This window comes from Pseudomonas sp. RU47, assembly GCF_004011755.1.
In the GTDB taxonomy this organism is placed as follows: domain Bacteria; phylum Pseudomonadota; class Gammaproteobacteria; order Pseudomonadales; family Pseudomonadaceae; genus Aquipseudomonas.
The window spans coordinates 3,045,322-3,068,492 of record NZ_CP022411.1 but is presented as its reverse complement, the minus strand read 5'-3'; the positions used below and the strand labels follow the sequence as shown (position 1 = coordinate 3,068,492).

Below are 23,171 nucleotides of genomic sequence, written 5' to 3'. Positions count from 1 at the left end.
AATAGCTGCTGATACGACCGTACGGTCAATCAGAGGTTGCGTCGGATGTGCCGTTTTCCTGGATTGGCAGACAAACGCGAAACTGGGCGCCTTCGTTGATTTCACTCTCGACGACGATGGAGCCGCCATGGGCGGCGACGATCTGCTCGGAAATGAACAGACCCAGCCCGAGCCCGGCCACTACCGTCTTGGCGGAAACCCGTTCGAACTGTTGGAAAATACGCTTCTGGTTCTCCTGGCTGATGCCGATGCCACGGTCCTGCACCTCGACCCGTGCTTCATCGCCCTCACGGTAAACCCGCACCTGAATCGGGCTGCGACCGCCATAGCGCAGGGCGTTGGTGAGCAAATTGGTCACCACCTGCTCGATACGGAATTCGTCCCAGTTACCTTCCACCGGGGCTGGCGCGGTAAACGACACCTCAGTTTCGGCAGCTTCAATCTGTTGCGCGAAGTTTTGCAGCAGGTTGCTGACCAATTGCACCAGATCGAAACGGCTCGGCCGGATCGACAGTTTGCCGGTGCGAATGCGCGACACGTCGAGCATGTCTTCGATCAGGCGAATCAGGCTTTTGATCTGCCGCTCATCTCGGTCGACCATGGCGTGCATCTTGTCGAGAGTAAACGCCGCAGCGTTGTCCCGAGCCAGGTGCATCTTGCGCAGCTGGGTTTCCAGAATCAGACCATTGAGCGGCGTGCGCACTTCGTGGGCAACGATCGACATGAAGTCATCGCGCATACGCACCGCCTGCTCCAGCTCCAACTGGGTGCTTTGCAGTTGTTGCAACAACGCTTCCTGTTCGCGACGGGCCTGCTCCAACGCTTCGACCTGTTGCTTCATTGCCTTGCTCTGGCGGTACAGGTCGACGAAGACATTGACCTTGCTCTTCACCGCATGGATATCCAGCGGTTTGTGCAGAAAGTCCACCGCCCCGCTTTCGTAGCCCTTGAACGCGTAGTTCAGTTCACGGCCAGCGGCGCTGACAAAAATGATCGGGATGTTCTTGGTTTTCTCGGTACCGCGCATCAACTCGGCGAGCTCGAAGCCGTTCATGCCCGGCATCTGTACGTCGAGAATGGCCATGGCAAATTCGTGTTGCAGCAGCAACGACAGCGCTTCATCCGCCGACAACGCTTTGTAGACAGTACGGTCTTCACGCTTGATCAGCGCTTCGAGTGCCAGCAGGTTCTCCGGCAGATCGTCGACGATCAGCAGTTTGGCTTGGATATTACTCAGCATGCGATTCGTTCCAGCTCGACAAGCAGACGGCCGATGCCGTGAATGGGTAGGACATGATCCGGCTGCTGAATTTTCAGTGCAGCCAGCGGCATGGTGGCGACTTGCGCCTCTTCGGGATCCTGGACAATGGTCAAGCCGCCGCAACGTTTGACTTCGGCCAGCCCGCGCGCGCCATCGTGATTGGCACCGGTCAGCAGGACAGCGGCAAGTGATGCACCGTACGCGTCCGCGGCCGATTCAAACAGGTAGTCAATCGAAGGCCGGGAATAGTGCACGCGTTCCTCAAGACTCAGCGAAAGGCTGCGATCCTGCTCCACCGACAGGTGATAACCCGGCGTGGCGAAATACACGTTGCCGGCAACGATGTCCTGCTTGTCGGCAGCCTCGTGCACCGGCAGTTCCACGCGCCGGGCGAAGACCTCGGCCAACTGACTGCGACGCTCTTCAGGCAGATGCAGAACAACAATGATCGGCAATGCATAGCCTCGGCGCAGCGGCACGAGCAGACTCAACAGCGCCTCAACGCCACCGGCGGAAGCACCGACCACAATCGCCTCGACGCGAGGTAAATCCACGGCCTCGTTCATTTTTTGCGGTAGATCCGTTCTTGTTTCACCAGCGCTTCGAACTGGTTGGCATAGCTGGAAAAATCCAGCGTCTCTTTGCTGCCGAGCACCAGAAAACCGCGATGGCAAAGCGATTCATGGAACAGCCCGAACGCTCGATCCTGCAACTTCTTGTTGAAGTAGATCAGCACGTTGCGGCAGGAAATCAATTGGGTTTCGGAGAACACACTGTCGGTCGCCAGACTGTGGTCGGCGAAGGTCACGTTTTCGCACAGGCTCTTGTCGAAAATCGCGTAACCGTACGCTGCCGTGTAGTAGTCGGCAAACGATCGCTGACCACCGGCCTGCTGATAGTTGGCGGTGTACGCGCGAACATTCTCCATGGAGAAAATCCCCTGCTTGGCCTTGTCCAGCGAGCGCGGGTTGATGTCAGTGGCATAGATGATCGTGCGATCGAGCAGGCCTTCTTCGCGCAGCAGAATCGCCATCGAATAGACCTCCTCGCCCGTGCTGCACCCGGCGATCCAGATCTTGATCGACGGATAGGTGCGCAGCAACGGCACCACTTCCCTGCGAATGGCAAGGAAGTGCGACGGATCGCGAAACATCTCGCTGACCGGGATCGTCAGCAATTGCAGCAACTGCATGAACGCTGTCGGGTCATGCAGGACTTTTTCCTGCAAGGCGGAAATAGTCGCGCATTCGAACTGGCTCAATGCGTGTTGCACCCGGCGCTTGATCGAAGCGCCGGAGTAATCGCGGAAATCGTAGCTGTACTTGAGGTAAATCGCCTCAATCAACAAGCGCAGCTCAATTTCGCTGTTTCGTTCGGCTGGACTACTACGTTCCACTAAATGCGTTCCATCTTCGGTAACCACACGCGAATCAGCGAGAACAGACGATCCAGGTCGATGGGCTTGGCCAGGTAATCATTGGCGCCCGCCTGCAGGCAGCGCTCCTGATCGTCCTTCATGGCCTTGGCCGTCACCGCGATGATCGGCAGCTTGCGCCAGCGCGGATCCTTGCGGATTTCAATGGTGGCTTCGAAACCGTCCATTTCCGGCATCATCACGTCCATCAACACCAGATCGATGTCCTCGACTTCGTTAAGTCTCTCAATCGCCTCACGACCGTTACGGCCGATCACCACGACTGCGCCTTTGGTCTCCAGCGCGCTGGTGAGGGCGAAAATGTTGCGCACATCGTCGTCCACCAGCAGCACTTTGCGACCCTCGAAGACCTTGTCGCGGCTGCGCGCGGTCTTGAGCATCTTCTGCCGTTCATGGGACAACTGCGATTCGACTTTGTGCAGAAAGAGTGTGACCTCGTCCAGCAAGCGCTCTGGCGAACGTGCACCCTTGATAATGATCGAGCGCGAATACTTGCGCAGCTCAGCCTCTTCATCACGAGTCAGGTTGCGCCCGGTGTAGACAATGACCGGCGGGAACGAGCAAATATCCTCGGTGGACATGCGCTTGAGCAGGTCATTGCCAAGCATGTCCGGCAATTTCAGGTCGATGACCATGCAGTCGTAGATCGTCGTGCGCAGCAGCTCCAAAGCGTCCTGCGCAAGACCGACGGCGGTGATTTCGATGTCTTCATCGCCGATCAGCCGCGCGATGCTTTCACGCTGCAGATCGTCATCTTCAACCAGCAGCACGCGTTTGACCTTTTGCGTCAGCTTGGCTTCGAGACGGGCAAACACGTCCTTGAGCTCTTCGCGGGTGGTCGGTTTGACGGCATAACCGATCGCGCCCATGTGCATGGCCGCTTCAACGCGGTCTTCGACGGAAATCACATGCACCGGAATGTGCCGGGTTTCGGCGTGTTCTTTCAGGCGTTGCAATACGGTCAGGCCAGAATGATCCGGCAGGCGCATATCGAGCAGGATTGCATCCGGGACGAACTCCTTGGCCAGGTCATAACCCTCGTCCGCGCCATGGGCCACCAGGCACTGGTAGCCGAGTTCGTGCGCCAGATCGTAGAGGATGTGCGCAAAGTTCGGCTCGTCTTCCACCACCAGAATGCAACGCGTGGCGAACGGCGCCTTGTTGCGATCATCGGCGAAGCGCGGAATGTGCACCGGCGCCAACGGCGAAACCACCGGTGCCAACGGCACGCTGGCCACATCGGCTGGTGGCGTGAAGGTCAACGGCGCAAACGGCACGTCGCTGGACTCGTCGAACTGCTGTGGCAACACCAACGTGAACACACTGCCCTGCCCCGGCGCGCTGCTGACGCTGATCGAACCACCGAGCAAGTTCGCCAGATCCCGCGAAATCGACAGTCCCAGACCAGTGCCGCCGTATTTGCGGTTGGTGGTACCGTCGGCTTGGCGGAAGGCTTCGAAAATGCTCTCCTGCTGGTCGGCGGCAATACCGATACCCGAATCGCGCACGATAAACGCAATCCGGTCTTCCGGCTGGCCGGCAATGGTCAGGCTGACAGTGCCCTTTTCGGTGAATTTGATGGCGTTGGACAACAGGTTTTTGATCACCTGCTCCAGACGCTGGCGGTCGGTGTACAGCATGCCCGGGGCGCCAGGCTGCAAATCGACACTGAAGGTCAGCTGTTTGTCTGCTGCCAAGGGCTCGAAGACATTGCGCAGACCATCGGCCAGACGCGCGACACTGGTGTTCTCCGCAATCACTTCAAGCTTGCCTGCTTCGACCTTGGAGATGTCCAGAATGTCGTTGATCAGGTTGAGCAGATCGTTGCCAGCGGAGTAGATCGACTCGGCAAACTTGACCTGCTCGGCGCTGAGGTTTTCCTGCGGGTTTTCCGCCAGCAGCTTGGCCAGAATCAGCGAACTGTTCAGCGGCGTGCGCAGTTCGTGGGACATGTTGGCGAGGAATTCGGACTTGTACTTGCTCGAGCGCTGCAACTCTTCGGCGCGTTCTTCGAGCTGTACCTGGGCCTGATTCAGTTCGGTGTTTTTCAGGTCCATGGCATCGCGTTGCTCGGCCAGGGTCTGCGCCTGTTCGGCAAGCTGCTCGTTGGTCTGCTCCAGTTCGACTTGCTGGGTTTCCAGATGCGCCTGGGATTCCTTGAGAATCCGCGACTGCTCTTCCAGCTCTTCGTTGGCGGTTTTCAACTCTTCCTGCTGTACCTGCAACTCTTCGTTGAGCTGCTGGGTTTCGGCCAGCACTTCCTGCAGACGCTGACGGTAGCGCGCAGCCTCGATGGAGGTGCCGATGTTGCCGGCGATCAGTTCCAGCAGTTCGATATCACGATCCGTCAGCGGCCGCAGGAAACCCAGTTCGATCACCCCGTTGACGCGGTCGTCATCACTGGTCGGCACCACCATCACACTGTGCGGCAAGCCTTCACCCAGGCCGGAACTGACCTTGAAGTAATCAGCCGGCACTGAATCCAGACGAATCAACCGCGCCTGCTGCGCCACTTGGCCGACGATGCCTTCGCCGCTGTAGATCGACTGTTCCTGCTCTTCCTGCTCACGGGAGAAACCATAGGTGGCCACACGCTTGAGGCCGCCGTGCTCTTCACGCACATACAGCGCAGCCACGGCGGTGCCCAGGTATTGCGCGCAGAACTGCAGAATATTGCGCCCCAACAGATTCAGCGTCAGTTGCCCCAGTACCTGCTCGGCCAGTTCGGTCTGACCATTGCGCAACCACGCCTGTTGCTCCAGGCGCTCGGCACTGGCTTGCTGTGCGGCCATGTTGGCGCTGTAGTTGGTCGACAGGTTGACCAGATCGCGCCGGCCAATATAGGCGAGCAAGCCACTGATACCGGCGATGAACAGCAAGTACAGGCTGATGCTCCAGATCGTCGTGCGGCGTACGTCTTCATTGCGCGTGGTGCGCAGGACCTGTTCCGTTTCGATGACATCTTCGAATTGCTTGCGGATTTCGTCCGTCAGGCGCTTGCCGCGTCCGGCCTTGACCGCGCCCCGATAATCGCCGCTGGAACGCTGCAGATCGATCATCGACTGCGCGTAATTGGCCCATTCAATCTGCAAGGCTTGCAGACGGCGCAAGCGATCGGTTTGCACCGGGTTGTCGGCGGTCAGTTCGAGCAAGGTGTTAAGCGCCACGGCAATGCGCGGCTTGGCGGTTTCATACGGATCGAGGAAGTGTTCGTCGCCGCTGAGCAGGAAGCCGCGCATGCCGGTTTCCAGATCCACGGTGAGCTTTACCGCTTCATTGGCGTTATTGATCACCCGGTCGGTGTGCTCCACCCACTGGATCACCGACAGCAGATAAGTGATCAGCGAGACGAAGAACACGGCACTAAGCACACCGACGCCCAAAGGCAGACTGATGTTGCGACTCAGGAGTTTACGAAACCGTTGCTCATCAACCGTAGACGGAGAGGACATGGGGCAGCCTTGTCGAACTGTTGAAAAACAGGCAGTTTGCCCCAAAACGGCGGCATGGATCCATTTTTCTCACACTTTTGGCAGCAAATTCCTACACTCGCCGGCGTGTTTGCGGGCCCGAACAGTTATCCTTGCGGCCCCGTCTGCGGCTATGCTTTTTTTGTGTCGGCCGGGGAACTTGTGGCACTGCGCCACTTACTGATGAAAGAGCCCGGCATTTTTGATCGACCGGCGACCCTGAACTGACTTTTGAGAGCCTTATTATGTCTACCCCCGCCTCCACCATCCTTGTCGTAGAAGACGACGACATCGTGCGCATGCTGATTGTCGATGTGCTGGAGGAGTTGGAGTTCGCGGTGCTTGAGGCTGATGGTGGCGAAAAGGCTCTGGAGATTCTAGGAAATTCGAGTCAGCACATTGACCTGATGATGACCGACTTCGGCCTGCCGGGCATGGATGGCCACGAACTGGCAACCAAAGCACGCAAACTGCGCCCCACCCTGCCCATTCTGTTTGCCAGTGGTTACGCTGAAACCATCGATGTGCCAGCAGACATGCATGTGATCGGCAAGCCATTTTCGATTGAGCAGTTGCGCGACAAAGTAAAAGGCATACTGAAGACATAATTAATATTCTTTCATCGTGCCTCTTCAAACAATACTGAAGGGGCATCACTGTCCGTTTCCGACCCGCATTACACCCAACTTTATTAACAGTCGAATAATGTACTTACATTGCATCACTTGATGCGCAACAAATAACAAATGAGGATATCCGGCACATCAGACAAATGGATTTCTCATGAACATTACGAACATAAACTGGGCAACTCACGAAGATTTTTTGAATCCTGTTCGCCACACTCAACTCGATCACGCCGAACGCCTGGAAGTCTTACACAAATTAAAACAGCGCCAAGACACGACCAGTCCTTCGCAAGCTATTTCTCTGGCAGGCGCAACCCTTACACTCGAATCCGGCTCAACGCTTGAGCGCGCGTTGCAACCTGGCCGGAAAATGCTGCAGAGACTGTGTGGGCAAGAGGCCTTCAAAAAACTCACGGCCACGTTGAAACTTCCGGATGACTCACATTTTGCAGTGACGGCAAAAGGTGAAATACATGCAAGTTACTCGGGAAAAACCCTGGAGTTTGCCAACGCTTTCAAACTTGCCCCCAGCCTCAAAGATGACTTTTTGACACTTGTTGAAATGGCGGAGCTGGCCGGAGGCAGTATTTCCCTGGCCGAACAAATCGAGCTGGAACAATGGCTTAAATTCCATGACTTTCTGATCCCCCAAACCGCCGCTGAATGTTCCAGGCTGACAACATTCATGGAACTACCGCCTCCAGTGGCACCATTGGCTGGTAACTATTGGGAAATGATCAGGTCTGGAGTCGAAAACGCGGTCACACTTTCTGCGGATCAACGTAACGAATTCCGTAGACTCATTACCAGTTACTTGAAGGGTCAGTCGCTCCTGGAGCAACTTTCGTACAGCATCTTTGGCAGGCCATCGACACCGATCAAACGCTCGGAAGCTGAACAGATTCTTGAAAAACTGGTGTCCAGTCCCATTGCCCTTCGATGGGCCAGAGCCTATGTCCGGGATCTGGGCTGGTATGGCGCACAAGAAAATCAGCCGCAATCAGATGAATCGCTAAAGCAGATGATACTGACTTCCCTGCTGCTCGATCTTCATCCGCGAATCGGTGAGGGAGAGCCGCGTAATCAGGTGGCAGGTTTCGATTTATACGCCGTCGAACATCTTGAGCTGTCATTCGCCGACGTTCACTCAGCATTCGAAAAGCACCTCGTCCAGCACCACCGGATCACCGAAAGAAATGCAGCGTTGGCCGCTCACTTGTTGCTCGCAGAGGCTGCGCCGGAATTTCTGGTGAAAGATTTGCCGGCAACCCTGGCTTTGGGGACCCCGCAATGGGTTGAATTCTGCCGAATTGTTGCAGTGCAGGAAACCATCGCGCCGGGATCCACGCGTTCGATGACTTATACCCGGCTGCACCAACTGTCGAAGCCGGGCCCGGTTTCCGGATTCGGCAAGACACTCGACGCGCTGGCAGCTGGAGACGCGGTGATTGATTGGGCGGTGCTCAACAAAATCATCACCCCGGATGACATAGCGAAATCAATCCCGGGAGCCCTTGAAAAAGCGTCCACGGCTTACGCCCGGGTCGCCGCGACACTTGCCGAGACGGCCGACACACTGGGCCGTCCTTTGCCTACCCGCAGAAGTGTTTCACTGGACATCCTCAAGCAGGTCGCCAAAGGCTGCAGCTATCTGGAACATGACGTCATGTATCAGAAGAACAATGTGGTGTGGGTAGATGCCTATGGCGACCGGGCCTTGCTGTCGCCTGTGGAATTGCACATGTCCAATGACCTGGCGACCAGGGAATGGGAGGTGAAAAACGGAGAAAGCATCTATACCGCGTTTCCCCGCATGCTGCCCAATCTGATCGCGCCTGACGGCGAGTTCCACCGGCAGTTCAATCGCGATTACCTCAAGCATATGAAGGCAATGGGCACGCACTTGAAGCACGCGTTTTGCACAATGCCCATGGCGGACAGAACGCGCTTGCTGAAAGGCAAGGTGACGGTTTTCAGTCTCAGGCCCTCAGTCGCGAAACTCCAGACGCCCACCGGTGTGTCAACCAATCCCTTATCGTCGACCCTTTACTCAATCCTGGGTAGCACCTCACGCAAACCGACGGAAAGCCATAAGGAAATACAAGAGTCAAAGGGACGCTATGGGGTAGTCCTTTGTTGCGAGTTCGAAGGCCGAATGACCTGTTACGAACTTTTCACCCTGCACGGCACCTGTCGCGAAAATCCACAGTTGGCCGCACTGATTGAAAAAGAAAACCTGCTGAGTACAAGTGTACGCAGCGACGCGACTGGCTACTCGCTGCCAGCAACAGTGCATCCACTGCCGACGAATATCGAGTGTTATACCCATGGAGTACCGCCCGGTCTCATTGAAATCAGTTCGGGCGTGATCGATAAGATCGGTCAGTTGCAGGCGTCTTCGCCCCCTGAAGAAATCAAGGGTTATTACCAGAGTTTCTACTCAACCGAATTCGATTCGTTGGCGAATTTCGTACTCAAGCACCGACCGATCGCTACCTATGATGAGTTGGTCAGAGAGTGCTGGGGGCAGACCCGCCTGGAGGCCGTGCGCGCAAAACGTGAAGCGGATCTGGATACCTTTCTTAATTTCGTGGTGCCGTTCAAATCCTGTATCGAAGACTTGAGCTCGGACGATGTGGAGCGACAAGTTCAAGGAGCGGGGGCGTGTGCGCTGGAAGCTGCGATGACTATTTTGCTGGTTGTCGGTGCTGTTGCTCAGGTTATCAGCATCGTTGCCAAAACCATGACCGTTGCCACCAAAGCCAGTGCACTGGCCAAAGTGGGTCTGGGGTTGGTCAATAATGTATTCAACCCACTGGACGGCGTACCGGACCTGCTGTTCAAGGGTGGAAAACTGTTGCGCAAGGGATTCAACAAAGGTTTCGCCGAGCTGGAAAATGTGCTGTCCGATGCCCGCAAATGGTCGGGCACTACCCACCAACGCCACTTGGCCGCGACGATTGATCCAGACACGATTCGTCTCGCCGACTGGCGACCGGCACAAGCATCCGAGGACCTCGTTCAGGTCTGGGCGACACGACACAATGATGAATGGTTTGCGCTGAACTTACGGGGCGAGGCCTGGGGGCCGGCCCTGAACAACATCAAGCCGCGAGAGAAGTTTTCATTCCTCAGGTTATTCAAACGAAAGACGCCCTGGAGTTACACGAAAGCCTACTTGAAAAGAGCCACGCCCCTTGCTCAGAATAAACTGGACAACACAATACAACTGCTATCGGATTTCGAAAACGATGACATCAGGTCTGTCTTCAAATACGTATTTGGCACGGATTCGAAGGTAGCCATCAACTACGTAAGCAAGAATCTGCGGGCAATGCACAAGGATCTCGGATTGCTGGGCCCACACCATATGTCTTTTCGTCAGCGTAACGCCAATGCACTCGCCGCGATGAAAACCACAACCTATGGAAACTGGAAAGCCAGTGTCGAAGCGGGTACGCAGCTGGACGACAGCTTGACAAAGTTCCTTGCGATCTATCCTGACAAACTGGATGAATGGTACCAAGTGGCCAAGTACGACGATGCCCGGATGGGCGATGTGCTCGTCCACGAAATGTCTCACGGTGCGCCAGGCACGCTTGATTTTTACTACGGAGCAGTCCAGGCCGGTGTCACCCCGGCAGAATATGATGCGGTGGGCTTGATGGACTTCGCTCGAAATGCTCACCGGGCAGACCCGGGTAATCTGTACAACCCTCACTACGGTTTTGTGGAACCTAGTGGCTTCAAAGAGTTCAAGGAGACCATCAACAGCTGGCCGGAATTCGTGCGAGATCACCCTGCATTGATCAATGCCGAATCCTACGCAGTGGCGGTCTCACTCATCGATCAATACCGGACCCATCCGGCCACTTTTGTGTTTAACCTTGCCACCCTCCGGCATGCCATAGACAGTACAGAAGCAGGGGAATTTCTGAAGGGGCCGCTCCTGCTGAATCTGGCGAACCCGAATTTCTAAACGCGGTTTACGCATAACGCCAAGCTTCGGTATTGAGGGATATTTTTGACAATCGGGCGCATACCCTACCCCTGTGGTTTAATTGCGCCCTTTTTTTCCCCTCGTTCGCCGTGAAGGAATGTTGTCCATGATTCAACCCGCCGCCACCAAAGTCCTGGTCATCGGTTACGTCTGGCCCGAGCCGCGTTCTTCAGCGGCCAGCGGCCATGTCATGCAGATCCTCGAGACCTTTGTGCAACAAGGTTGGGACATCACCTTCAGCAGTCCCGCCGGCCCCGGCGAACACAAGGCAGATCTTGTTGCGCTCGGTATCCGTGAGGTACCGATCGAACTCAACAACAGCAGTTTCGATGCATTCATCACTGAACTGGCGCCGGATATCGTGCTGTTCGATCAGTTCATGATGGAAGAGCAGTTCGGCTGGCGGGTGGAAAAACACTGCCCGCAGGCACTGCGTGTGCTGGAAACTTCGGACCTGCAGAGCCTGCGACACGCTCGTCACCAGCGACTCAAGTCGCGCCTCAAGGTCAATCCTGACCAGAATGACTTCAGTGATGTATTTGCTCCGGCCCTGCGCGACGAGTTCGAGTTGATGGCCGAGACCGATCTGGCCAAGCGTGAAATTGCCGCGCTGTATCGTTGCGATCTGAACCTGATGATCTCCGAAGTGGAAATCGAATTGCTGATCGAACAGTTCGGGTTGCCCCGGCAATTGCTGCACTGGTGCCCGTTGATGATCGACCCGCCTGCGGCCGCACCTGCAAACTTTGCAGAGCGGGCGCACTTCTTGAGTATCGGCAATTTCCGCCACGCGCCTAACTGGGATGCCGTGTTGTGGATGAAAACCACGGTCTGGCCGTTGATTCGCCAACAGTTGCCGCAGGCACAACTGCATATCTACGGCGCCTATACGCCGCCCAAAGCCACCGCGCTGCATAACGCCGGCGAAGGTTTCCATATCATGAACTGGGCCGAAGATGCGTTGCAGGTCATGTCCGCCGCGCGGGTTTGCCTGGCGCCGTTGCGTTTTGGTGCCGGTATCAAGGGCAAACTGGTCGACGCCATGTTGTGTGGCACGCCCAGCGTTACGACACCGATCGGAGCAGAAGCCATGCACGGCGATCACGCGTGGCCCGGCGCTGTGACGAGCAGCGCAATCGAGTTTGCCAACAGTGCCGTTGCGCTTTACAAAGACGAGGCTCGTTGGCAGGAAGCCCGCATGGCGGGATACACGCTGCTGAATCAACGCTACCCGCAGTCAGTGCATGGTCTGGCACTGATAGAGAAACTGCGTTATTGCCAACAAAACTTACAAAAGCTGAGGGCCAGGAACTTCATTGGCAGCATGCTCCGTCATCACTCGCACAAAAGTACTCAGTACATGGCGCAATGGATCGAAGTTAAAAACAGGCAGCCTCAACAGCCACCAGACATATAAATAACTGTTACTACACGACTTGCATTAAAAGCCAACTTTGCCGATCACTCGACAACCGTTATAAACATCCTGCGCGCGCAACTTCTATAACTTTCGCCTTCAATCGCAGGATGTACAACATGAACAATATTGATAACTTCCAGCCTCATCAATGGATGGCTGATTCGCCGCAAATCGACAACTTGTCGCTTTTCGAACTGAGCTTGCCGGGTGCCCATAATGCTGGCTGCGACTGGGAAGCGGGTTATGCGCTGATACCCGGTAAAAACTGGGTTGCCTGTCAGGACGTATCCTTTTATTCACAATTGAATCGCGGCGCCCGTGCGCTCGATATACGCCTGACGTCTGACAATAAAGCGCAAGGCCTCGCCAGGTTCAGTTTCCATCATGGCGGTTACCGTTCTTCCCGTACGCTTGCAGATCTTGTCCGTGACGTAAAAGCTTTCTATGAAAGAAACATCGATGAATTCATCATTCTGGACTTTCATGAACTGGGAGAAGACAAGGTCGCCTTCGATCATTCGGAATTTCAGGCATTGATGCTGGAGCATCTGGGTGAACGGATGATCCCTACCCGCAATCTGCACCTGACTCTAGGCCAGCTCAAGGCGATCAGCCCGTTGCAGAGAATCATGGTGGCAGCCTCCATGACCTGGGAAACCGAGGACCACCGGATTCTTGGAAAAATCCACCACAAGTGGATAGACCAAAGGTTTGTCACTCCGCTCGAGCTGCAGGTGTACATCACAAAAGTATTGAACACGCCCATCAGCACACTTCGCCCGTGGTCGCTGTCGGCGACCAGTTTTTCGCTAGGCGGCGGTCCTAAGCGAATTCTGGAAGAACTCGACAACTGGTTTGACCCGACCCGATCCGACTGGGCTAAAAAGTGCAACATCATCAATTTCGACTTTATAAAAAACTCGAAGGTTGTACGTTTTTGCCAGATGGCCAATCTGGAAAAAGCCATCGAGAAGTCCAGAAGCAGCGTCCGCGAGCAGACCGCTTGAGTGAAGCTGGCGCAAGTCCCGAGAAACGAGGCATGATCGGCAGGCGATAACAAAAAAAGTAGCTCGCCATGACCCGAACCGCGCGCGTGACCGACCCTTCATACGAGTTGATGGATGACCACAACGGGTTGTCCATCATCTACCGCCAGCATGGCTTTCCGTGCCCGCTGGTGCGCTGGCATTTTCACAAGGAATACGAACTGCACCTGATCGTCGCCAGCTCCGGCAAGGTATTCATCGGCGACTATATCGGCAACTTTCACCCCGAGACCTTGTTCCTGACCGGCCCCAACCTGCCGCACAACTGGATCAGTCAAGTGGCGGAAGACGAGGTGGTAGAAAAGCGCGACATGCTGGTCAACTTCACCGACGAGTTGTTCGAAAGTGGCCACCAGGTGTTTGCTGAACTGAAGACCCTGGCGCCGTTGCTGGAGCGCGCGCAGTACGGCATCGAGTTTCGCTGCAAACGCACTATTGGCCAGGCCATGACGCTGATGCAACGCATCGCCGACAGCAAAGGCATCACTCGACTCGGGCACTTTTTCATCCTGATGGAACTGCTCGCGGCCAGCGATGATTTCCAGTTGTTGTCCGGCGCCAACACCCCGCAACTGGCCGACGAGCACAATATCGATCGCACCAACCGGGCGGTCGATTACATCTTCAGTCACTACGCCCGGGACATTTCGCTGGAGGAAGTCGCCGAGCACCTGGGCATGACGCCGACCTATTTCAGCCGGGTGTTCAAACAGGCCACCGGGCGCAATTTCATCGAGTTCGTCAATCGCCTGCGTATCAGCAAGTCCTGCGAGCTGCTGGCCGACGGTGATAAACCGGTGACCGAGGTTTGCTTTGAATCCGGCTTCAACAACATTTCCAATTTCAATCGGCGCTTTCAGCAGCTCAAGGGCATGACGCCGTCGCATTACCGCCGGCTCGCGGTGCAGCGCCTGACCGAGCAAAACCACCACTGACACCATTGATCCATGTAGGAGTGAGCCTGCTCGCGATAGCGGTGTGACAGCTTGCAGATATGTTGGTTGACACTCCGCTATCGCGAGCAGGCTCACTCCTACAAGTTGCGATGCCACTCCGGAAACCTGTACGCATTCGATAGCGTTTCCCCGCTGCAAAGCCCTGCCCTGCGTTGCCCCCACAAAAGCCCAGTGCAAAAAAGTATCGATAAAAGTGTTAGGGATGATTTGTCAGCCCTGCGATTGAAGGCTGTAATCAGTGCACATTCTTCCAGTCGTCGGAAGACACAAAAACAATAACTGTCCTTCTGTAACCCACCGGGTGCAGAAAAGGAGTGCACGATGCAACCCACTGCAAAAGCTCTGCTTGCCCTCACCTGCATGACCCTCAGCAGCGTCAGCCTTGGCGCCCAGACCCTGACCATCGCCACCGTCAACAACAGCGACATGATCCGCATGCAAAAGCTCTCGAAAACCTTCGAGACCGAGCATCCGGACATCAAGCTCAATTGGGTGGTGCTGGAAGAAAACGTTCTGCGCCAACGCCTGACCACCGACATCGCCACTCAGGGCGGTCAGTTCGACGTGTTGACCATCGGCATGTACGAAGCGGCACTGTGGGGGGCCAAGGGTTGGCTGGAACCGATGAAGGATCTGCCGGCCAGTTACGCCCTCGACGACGTATTCCCGTCGGTGCGTGAAGGCCTGTCAGTCAAGGGTTCGCTGTACGCCCTGCCGTTCTACGCAGAAAGCTCGATCACTTATTACCGCACCGACCTGTTCAAGGATGCCGGCCTGACCATGCCCGAGCGGCCGACCTGGGAGCAGCTCGCCGGCTTCGCCGAAAAACTCACCAACAAAGACAAAGAGCAGTACGGCATCTGCCTGCGCGGCAAGGCCGGTTGGGGCGAGAACATGGCGCTGATCACCACCGTCGCCAATGCTTACGGCGCACGCTGGTTCGATGAGCAGTGGAAACCGGAATTCAGTGGCCCCGAGTGGAAAAACGCGCTGAATTTCTACGTCGACACCATGAAGAAATCCGGCCCGCCGGGCGCCTCCAGCAACGGTTTCAACGAAAACCTCGCGCTGTTCAACAGCGGCAAATGCGCAATGTGGGTCGATGCCAGCGTCGCCGGTTCGTTCGTCACCGACAAGACCCAGAGCAAGGTCGCCGATCACGTCGGCTTCACCTTCGCACCGCATCAAGTGACCGACAAAGGCTCGGCCTGGCTGTATTCATGGGCGCTGGCGATTCCGACCAGTTCCAAAGCCAAAGACGCCGCCAAAGAGTTCAGCGCCTGGGCGACTTCCAAAGAGTACGGCGAACTGGTCGCCAAAACCGACGGCATTGCCAACGTACCGCCAGGCACTCGCGCCTCGACCTACAGCGACGCTTACATGAGCGCGGCGCCGTTCGCCAAGGTCACGCTGGAATCGTTGAAAGCGGCTGACCCGAGCAAACCGACGCTGAAACCAGTGCCTTATATCGGCATTCAACTGGTGACCATTCCTGAATTCCAGGCCGTGGGCACCCAGGTGGGCAAGCTGTTCTCGGCGGCGCTGATCGGCCAGACCACGGTGGATCAAGCCCTGGCTGCCGCGCAGCAAACCACTGAACGCGAGATGAAGCGCGCCGGTTATCCCAAGTAACCCGCAAAGCTCGCTCCTGCCTTTTGTAGGAGTGAGCCTGCTCGCGATGGCGGTTTTCAATCTGAAACAGACGGTGACTGACACACCGCCATCGCGAGCAGGCTCACTCCTGCATTAGATCTCCATAGGTCTGTATGACTCGGTTGTGATCACCATGAATACTTCAACTGCCAAAGCCCACCTCGACCTGTCGCAACCTGCGCGCAAGGTCCGCGTACGCAATCCCGGCTGGTTTCTGGTCAGCCCTTCGGTGGCCCTGTTGCTGCTGTGGATGATCGTGCCGCTGGGCATGACCATCTACTTCTCGATGATCCGCTACAACCTGCTGTACCCCGGCGAAAACGAATTCGTCGGGCTTGAGAACTTCAGCTATTTCCTGACCGACTCGGGTTTCATGCCCGGCGCCACCAACACACTGCTGCTGGTGGGTAGCGTATTGCTGATCAGTGTGGTGTTGGGCGTGTTGATCAGCGCATTGCTGGAGGCCAGTGAATTCCTTGGTCGCGGCATCGTCCGGGTCATGCTGATCTCGCCGTTCTTCATCATGCCCACGGTCGGTGCGCTGATCTGGAAGAACCTGATTTTCCATCCGGTCTCGGGGATCCTCGCCTACATCTGGAAGCTGTTCGGCGCGCAACCGGTGGACTGGCTCGCCCACTACCCGTTGCTGTCGATCATCATCATTGTCTCGTGGCAATGGCTGCCCTTCGCCATCCTGATTCTGATGACCGCGATGCAGTCCCTCGACCAGGAACAAAAAGAAGCCGCGCGCCTCGACGGCGCAGGACCGATCGCGATCTTCTGGCACCTGACCCTGCCGCATCTGGCACGGCCAATTGCCGTGGTGGTGATGATCGAAACGATCTTCCTGCTGTCGGTGTTCGCCGAGATTTTCACCACCACCAACGGCGGCCCCGGCTACGCCTCGACCAACCTCGCCTACCTGATCTACAACCAGGCGCTGGTGCAGTTCGACGTTGGCATGGCCTCGGCAGGTGGCTTGATTGCCGTGGTCATCGCCAACATCGCCGCGATCATTCTGGTGCGGATGATCGGCAAAAACCTGACTGACAAAGCCTGAGGCCTGCCATGACTCTTCAACAATCCCGCCGGCTGCAAAGCCTGCTGCTCGGCACCCTGGCCTGGGCCATCGCGATCGTGATTTTCTTCCCGATCTTGTGGATGGTGATGACCAGTTTCAAAACCGAAATCGATGCGTTCGCCACGCCGCCGCAGTTCATCTTCACGCCGACACTGGAGAACTACCTGCACATCAATGAGCGCAGCGATTACTTCAGTTTCGCCTGGAACTCGGTGCTGATTTCCTTCAGCGCCACCGCTTTGTGTCTGTTGATCGCGGTACCGGCGGCGTACTCGATGGCGTTCTATGAAACCCAGCGCACCAAAGGCACGCTGCTGTGGATGCTCTCGACCAAGATGCTGCCGCCGGTGGGCGTGCTGATGCCGATCTACCTGCTGGCGAAGAGTTTCGGCCTGCTCGACACGCGCATCGCGCTGATCGTGATCTACACGCTGATCAACCTGCCGATCGTGGTCTGGATGGTTTACACCTACTTCAAGGACATCCCCAAAGACATCCTCGAAGCCGCCCGCCTCGACGGCGCCACGTTGTGGCAGGAAATGGTCCGCGTGCTGCTGCCGATCGCCAAGGGCGGCCTTGCCTCGACCGTGCTGCTGTCGCTGATCCTGTGCTGGAACGAGGCGTTCTGGTCGCTGAACCTGACCTCGTCGAAAGCCGCGCCACTGACTGCTCTGATCGCCTCGTATTCAAGTCCTGAGGGGTTGTTCTGGGCCAAATTGTCGGCGGTCTCGACCCTGGCGTGTGCGCCGATTCTGATCTTCGGCTGGATCAGCCAGAAACAACTGGTACGCGGCCTCTCCTTCGGCGCCGTGAAATGAAGATTGAAAAGAAAAAGATCGCAGCCTTCGGCAGCTCCTACATAAAGCATGCCGTCCCCCTGTAGGAGCTGCCGCAGGCTGCGATCTTTTGATCTTAAAAAAACAACAATGCGGAGGCCCATCATCATGGCCAACCTGAAAATCAAGAATCTGCAAAAAGGCTTCGAAGGTTTCTCCATCATCAAGGGCATCGACCTGGAAGTGAACGACAAGGAATTCGTGGTTTTCGTCGGCCCCTCGGGCTGCGGCAAATCCACCCTGCTGCGGCTGATTGCCGGTCTGGAAGAAGTCAGCGACGGCACCATCGAACTCGATGGCCGTGACATCACCGAAGTCAGCCCGGCCAAGCGCGATCTGGCGATGGTGTTCCAGACCTACGCGCTGTACCCGCACATGACCGTGAAAAAGAACATGTCGTTCGCCCTCGATCTGGCCGGCGTACCGAAAGCCGAAGTCGAGAAGAAAGTCGGCGAAGCGGCGCGCATTCTCGAGCTCGGGCCGATGCTTGAGCGCAAGCCGAAACAGCTCTCCGGTGGCCAGCGCCAGCGCGTGGCGATCGGTCGCGCCATCGTGCGCAATCCGAAAATCTTCCTGTTCGACGAACCGCTGTCCAACCTCGACGCCGCGTTGCGCGTGCAGATGCGTCTGGAGCTGCTGCGCCTGCACAAAGACCTGCAAGCGACGATGATCTACGTCACCCACGATCAGGTCGAAGCGATGACCATGGCCGACAAAGTCGTGGTGCTCAATGGCGGCAAGATCGAACAGGTCGGCTCGCCACTGGACCTCTATCACAACCCGGCGAACCTCTTCGTGGCCGGGTTCCTCGGCACGCCGAAAATGGGCTTTCTCAAAGGCAAGATTGCCCGCGTCGATGGCCAGAGCTGCGAAGTCTCGCTGGACGCCGGTACGCGCATCACCCTGCCGTTCAACGCCGGCAATCTGAGTGTCGGCAGCGCCGTGACGTTGGGCATTCGCCCGGAACATCTGGAGCTGGCGCAAGCGGGCGACTGCACGCTGCAAGTCACCGCCGACGTCAGCGAACGCCTGGGCAGCGACACTTTCTGCCACGTCACCACCAACGCTGGCGAAGCCCTGACCATGCGCGTGCGCGGTGATCTGGCCAGCCGTTACGGCGAACAACTGAGCCTGCACCTCGACCCGGCTCAGTGCCATTTATTCGATGCCGAAGGTATCGCGTTGACCCGTCCGCTGCGCGCTGCGGCCTGATTTCGAGAATTCCCGATGAAACTCAACCAACAGAACCTCCATCGTCTGGCCGCCGAAGTGCAATTGCCGGCCTACAACCTTAGCGACACGCGCCAGGGCATCGTCCACATCGGCGTCGGCGGCTTTCATCGCGCGCATCAGGCGTATTACACCGATGCCCTGATGAACACCGGCGAAGCCCTTGACTGGGCGATTTGCGGCGTCGGCCTGCGCACTGAGGACCGCCGCGCACGCGACGACCTCAAGGAGCAGGATTACCTGTTCACCCTGTTCGAACTCGGTGACAGCGACGACACCGAAGTGCGCGTGATCGGCGCGATTCGCGACATGCTGCTGGCCGAGGACGGCGCCCAGGCGTTGATCGACAAACTCGCCGACCCGCAAATCCGCATCGTCTCGCTGACCATCACCGAGGGCGGTTACTGCATCGACGACAGCAACGGCGAATTCATGGCGCACCTGCCACAGATTCAACACGACCTGGCCCACCCAGAGGATCCGAAAACCGTGTTCGGCTTCTTGTGTGCAGCCCTGGAAAAGCGCCGGGCAGCGGGCATTCCGGCGTTTACCGTAATGTCTTGCGATAACCTGCCGCACAACGGCGCCGTGACGCGCAAGGCGCTGCTGGCCTTTGCCACACTGCGCAACAGCAATCTGTGCAGCTGGATAGACGCCAACGTCAGTTTCCCCAACGCCATGGTCGACCGCATCACCCCCATGACCAGCACCGCGCACCGTTTGCAACTGGCCGACAAACACGGCGTCGACGATGCCTGGCCGGTGGTCTGCGAACCGTTTGTGCAGTGGGTACTGGAAGACAAATTCGGCAACGGTCGCCCGGCCTGGGAAAAGGTTGGCGTGCAGTTCACCAATGATGTTTCGCCCTACGAAGAAATGAAGATCAAATTGCTCAACGGCAGCCACCTCGCGCTGACGTACCTGGGCTTTTTGAAGGGCTACCGGTTTGTGCACGAGACCATGAACGACCCGCTGTTCGTGCGCTACATGCGCGCTTATATGGACCTGGACGTGACCCCGCAACTGGCGCCGGTGCCTGGCATTGATCTGACGGATTACAAAAACACATTGGTGGCGCGGTTTTCCAATCAGGCGATTGCCGATCAGCTGGAGCGGGTGTGCTCGGACGGTTCGTCGAAGTTTCCCAAGTTCACCATCCCGACGATCAATCGTTTGATTGCTGATGGGCAGGAGACCAAGCGTGCGGCTCTGGTGGTCGCTGCGTGGGCGTTGTATTTGAAGGGGGTGGATGAGAATGGCGATAGCTATTCGATCCCGGATCCGCGCGCGACGTTTTGTCAGGCGTTGGTGGCGGACGATGCTTTAATTACGCAGCGGTTGTTGGCGGTTGAAGAGATTTTCGGCACGGCGATTCCGCGTTCGGCGGAGTTTGTCGCGGCGTTTGAATGGTGCTGCGACAGCTTGCGCGAAGAGGGTGTGACACGGACTTTGCAGCGGATTCTGGATTGAAAAGCCCCTCACCCTAGCCCTCTCCCGGAGGTAGAGGGGACTGACCGAGTGGTTTGTACAAGTTACATCGACCTGAACGTCCGGAGTCGAACTCAGGATTTGAACAGCCCCCGATCGGCTCCCTTCCCCCTCGCCCCCTTGGGGGAGAGGGCTGGGGTGAGGGGGTAAGCTCTTGATCTTCACCGCAACCCAACGGGTTCACACATGACAACACAACAACTGTTCCTAGGCATCGACTGCGGCACCCAAGGCACCAAAGCCATCATCCTCGACGCCGCCAGCGGTCAAGTCCTCGGCCAGGGCGCCGCCGCACACACGATGATCAGCGGCGCCAACGGCCGTCGCGAGCAAGACACTCAGCAATGGCTCGAAGCCTTCACCCTCGCCACCCGCCGCGCACTGCAGGCGGCTAATGTCGACGGCCAGTCGATCCTCGGCATCGGCGTCTCGGGCCAGCAACACGGCCTGGTCCTGCTCGATGACCAAGGTGAAGTGCTGCGCCCGGCCAAGCTCTGGTGCGACACCGAAACCAGCGCCGAGAACGACCGTCTGCTCACTCATCTGGGCGGTGAAAAAGGCTCACTGGAACGCCTCGGCGTGGTCATCGCGCCGGGCTACACGGTGTCGAAACTGCTCTGGACCAAAGAACAGCACCCCGTGGTGTTCTCACGCATCGCACGCATTCTGCTACCCCACGACTACCTGAACTTCTGGCTCACCGGCCGCGCGTGCAGTGAGTACGGCGACGCTTCCGGCACCGGCTATTTCAACGTGCGCACCCGCCAGTGGGACTTGCAACTGCTGCGCGACATCGACGCCAGCGGGCGCCTGCAAGCCGCACTGCCTGAGCTGATCGATGCGCATCAATCTGTCGGCACCATCCTCCCGGCGATTGCCGAACACCTCGGCATCAACCCCAATGCGCAGGTCTCCAGCGGTGGCGGCGACAACATGATGGGCGCCATCGGCACCGGCAATATTCAGCCCGGCGCGATCACCATGAGCCTCGGCTCCTCCGGCACGGTGTACGCCTATTCCGAGGTGCCGAAAGTCAGCCCGGACGCCTCGGTCGCGACGTTCTGTTCGTCCAGCGGCGGATGGTTGCCGCTGATCTGCACCATGAACCTGACCAACGCCACCGGCGCGATTCGCGAGCTGTTCGACCTCGATCTGCAGCCGTTCAACGACCTCGTCGCCCAGGCTCCCATCGGCGCCGACGGCGTGAGCATGCTGCCATTCCTCAACGGTGAACGGGTGCCCGCCCTGCCCCACGCCACCGGCAGCCTGCACGGCTTGACGCTGGACAACCTGACTCAGGCCAATCTGTGCCGCGCCGCCGTCGAAGGCACCACCTTCGGTTTGCGCTACGGACTGGATTTGCTCCGCCAGAATGGTTTACAAAGCCGCAGCATTTGCCTGATCGGCGGCGGTTCGAAAAGCGCGGTGTGGCGGCAGATCGTCGCCGACATCATGAACACCCCGGTGATCTGCACCGAACAAAGCGAAGCCGCCGCCCTTGGCGCAGCGATTCAAGCGGCATGGTGCAAATCCTGGTCGAACGGCCACGAAGACACCCTCGCCGACCTGTGCCAGCGCTGCGTGAAACTTGATTCCAGCAGTGAAACCCTGCCGATTGCCGCCAACGTTGCGGCGTTCCAGCAGGCCTATGAACGCTATCAACAGCATGTCGCAACCCTATAAAGAGCAAACAATTATGTATTTGGTGTGTGGCGAAGCCCTGTTTGATTTCTTCAGCGAAGACGACGCCAGCGGTCTGGCTTCGAAAGTGAATTTCAAGGCGATTGCCGGCGGCTCGCCGTTCAACGTCGCCGTCGGTTTGCGCCGTTTGGGCGTGGACTCGGCCTTGTTTGGCGGACTGTCCACCGACTACCTTGGCCGCCGCTTGCAGCAAGTGCTGCAGGATGAAGGTGTGCGCCCGGACTATCTGGTGGATTTCGCCGCGCCGACCACGCTGGCCATGGTCGCCGTCGGTGCCAATGGCTCGCCGCACTACAGCTTTCGCGGTGAAGGCTGTGCCGATCGGCAACTGAGTCTTGCGCATCTGCCAGCGCTGGGGCCGGATGTTCGCGGCTTGCACATTGGCTCATTCTCGCTGGTGGTGCAGCCGATCGGCGACACCTTGCTGACCCTGGTGCAACGTGAAAGCGGCAAACTCCTGATCACCCTCGACCCGAACGTACGCCTCAATCCCGAGCCGAACATCGACCTGTGGCGCGAACGCATCGCGACGCTGGTGCCACTGGCCGATCTGATCAAGGTCAGCGACGAAGACTTGAGCCTGCTCTACCCCGAACAGGACCCGCAGCGCGTGATCGAAGGCTGGCTCGAACACCGCTGCCAGGTCGTCTTCCTCACCCGGGGCGGCGACGGCGCCACTGTATTCAGCCGCCAACACGGCACATGGTCAGTCCCGGCAGCCTCGATAAAGATTGCCGATACCGTTGGCGCCGGTGACACCTTCCAGGCCGCACTGATCACCTGGTTGACCGAACAGGGTCTGGATTCAGTCGAAGGCGTGCAGCAACTCGCTCGCGCGCAGATCGACGCCATGCTCAAGTTCGCCGTACAAGCCGCCGCACTGACCTGCAGCAAGACTGGCCCGGATTTGCCCTATCGTCATCAATTGAGCTGAGCGCGTAAACTGTCGGCCTTTTTGCGCACGA

At 57.5% G+C, this 23,171-nt stretch carries 16 protein-coding genes; 12 read left to right on the top strand and 4 right to left on the bottom strand.

What is annotated here, in order from left to right; translation table 11 throughout:
* Positions 1 to 25 precede the first annotated feature (25 nt).
* Genes CCX46_RS13915 through CCX46_RS13900 form a run of 4 tightly spaced genes read right to left on the bottom strand, consistent with a single transcriptional unit; the run spans position 26 to position 6,148 of the window.
* On the bottom strand, positions 26 to 1,240 hold the full coding sequence (locus CCX46_RS13915; protein WP_127927291.1) for a hybrid sensor histidine kinase/response regulator: 1,215 nt from the start codon (positions 1,238 to 1,240) through the stop codon (positions 26 to 28).
* Entirely contained in the window at positions 1,234 to 1,827 is a 594-nt protein-coding gene (locus CCX46_RS13910) for a chemotaxis protein CheB (RefSeq protein WP_127927289.1), read from the bottom strand. The genes CCX46_RS13915 and CCX46_RS13910 overlap by 7 nt, the downstream gene beginning before the upstream one ends.
* Entirely contained in the window at positions 1,824 to 2,657 is an 834-nt protein-coding gene (locus CCX46_RS13905) for a CheR family methyltransferase (RefSeq protein ID WP_127927288.1), read from the bottom strand. Before CCX46_RS13905 ends, CCX46_RS13910 begins: the two co-directional genes overlap by 4 nt.
* A complete protein-coding gene (locus CCX46_RS13900) occupies positions 2,657 to 6,148 on the bottom strand; it encodes a response regulator (RefSeq protein WP_127927287.1) in 3,492 nt (1,163 codons plus the stop codon). Before CCX46_RS13900 ends, CCX46_RS13905 begins: the two co-directional genes overlap by 1 nt.
* 263 nt (positions 6,149 to 6,411) lie before the next feature.
* Here CCX46_RS13900 and CCX46_RS13895 point away from each other — a divergent pair, with 263 nt between their 5' ends.
* From CCX46_RS13895 to CCX46_RS13835, 12 genes are all read left to right on the top strand, one after another.
* A complete protein-coding gene (locus CCX46_RS13895) occupies positions 6,412 to 6,774 on the top strand; it encodes a response regulator (protein WP_127927286.1) in 363 nt (120 codons plus the stop codon).
* Between the two features lie 175 nt (positions 6,775 to 6,949).
* Entirely contained in the window at positions 6,950 to 10,774 is a 3,825-nt protein-coding gene (locus CCX46_RS13890; RefSeq protein ID WP_238704401.1) for a hypothetical protein, read from the top strand.
* Positions 10,775 to 10,901: 127 nt separating this feature from the next.
* Positions 10,902 to 12,212 (top strand): glycosyltransferase, encoded by a 1,311-nt coding sequence (locus CCX46_RS13885; protein ID WP_127927284.1) that lies wholly within the window; start codon positions 10,902 to 10,904, stop codon positions 12,210 to 12,212.
* Between the two features lie 119 nt (positions 12,213 to 12,331).
* Positions 12,332 to 13,222, top strand: coding sequence for a phospholipase (locus tag CCX46_RS13880; RefSeq protein WP_127927282.1), 891 nt, complete (start codon positions 12,332 to 12,334; stop codon positions 13,220 to 13,222).
* A gap of 68 nt (positions 13,223 to 13,290) precedes the next feature.
* Positions 13,291 to 14,196: an AraC family transcriptional regulator gene (locus CCX46_RS13875; RefSeq protein ID WP_127927280.1), complete on the top strand. Its 906-nt coding sequence runs from the start codon at positions 13,291 to 13,293 to the stop codon at positions 14,194 to 14,196.
* Positions 14,197 to 14,538: 342 nt separating this feature from the next.
* Positions 14,539 to 15,849: an ABC transporter substrate-binding protein gene (locus CCX46_RS13865; protein WP_127927276.1), complete on the top strand. Its 1,311-nt coding sequence runs from the start codon at positions 14,539 to 14,541 to the stop codon at positions 15,847 to 15,849.
* A gap of 154 nt (positions 15,850 to 16,003) precedes the next feature.
* Positions 16,004 to 16,930: a carbohydrate ABC transporter permease gene (locus tag CCX46_RS13860; protein ID WP_095121016.1), complete on the top strand. Its 927-nt coding sequence runs from the start codon at positions 16,004 to 16,006 to the stop codon at positions 16,928 to 16,930.
* 8 nt (positions 16,931 to 16,938) lie between these two features.
* Positions 16,939 to 17,769, top strand: a complete 831-nt coding sequence (locus tag CCX46_RS13855; RefSeq protein ID WP_127927274.1) for a carbohydrate ABC transporter permease — start codon at positions 16,939 to 16,941, stop codon at positions 17,767 to 17,769.
* 126 nt (positions 17,770 to 17,895) lie between these two features.
* Entirely contained in the window at positions 17,896 to 18,999 is a 1,104-nt protein-coding gene (locus CCX46_RS13850) for an ABC transporter ATP-binding protein (protein WP_110719232.1), read from the top strand.
* Positions 19,000 to 19,014: 15 nt separating this feature from the next.
* On the top strand, positions 19,015 to 20,487 hold the full coding sequence (locus CCX46_RS13845; protein ID WP_127927272.1) for a mannitol dehydrogenase family protein: 1,473 nt from the start codon (positions 19,015 to 19,017) through the stop codon (positions 20,485 to 20,487).
* 204 nt (positions 20,488 to 20,691) lie between these two features.
* The gene (xylB, locus tag CCX46_RS13840) at positions 20,692 to 22,188 is read left to right on the top strand and encodes a xylulokinase (RefSeq protein WP_127927270.1); all 1,497 of its coding nucleotides are present in this window, start codon (positions 20,692 to 20,694) and stop codon (positions 22,186 to 22,188) included.
* Positions 22,189 to 22,201: 13 nt separating this feature from the next.
* On the top strand, positions 22,202 to 23,140 hold the full coding sequence (locus CCX46_RS13835; protein WP_127927268.1) for a carbohydrate kinase family protein: 939 nt from the start codon (positions 22,202 to 22,204) through the stop codon (positions 23,138 to 23,140).
* Positions 23,141 to 23,171: the final 31 nt, after the last annotated feature.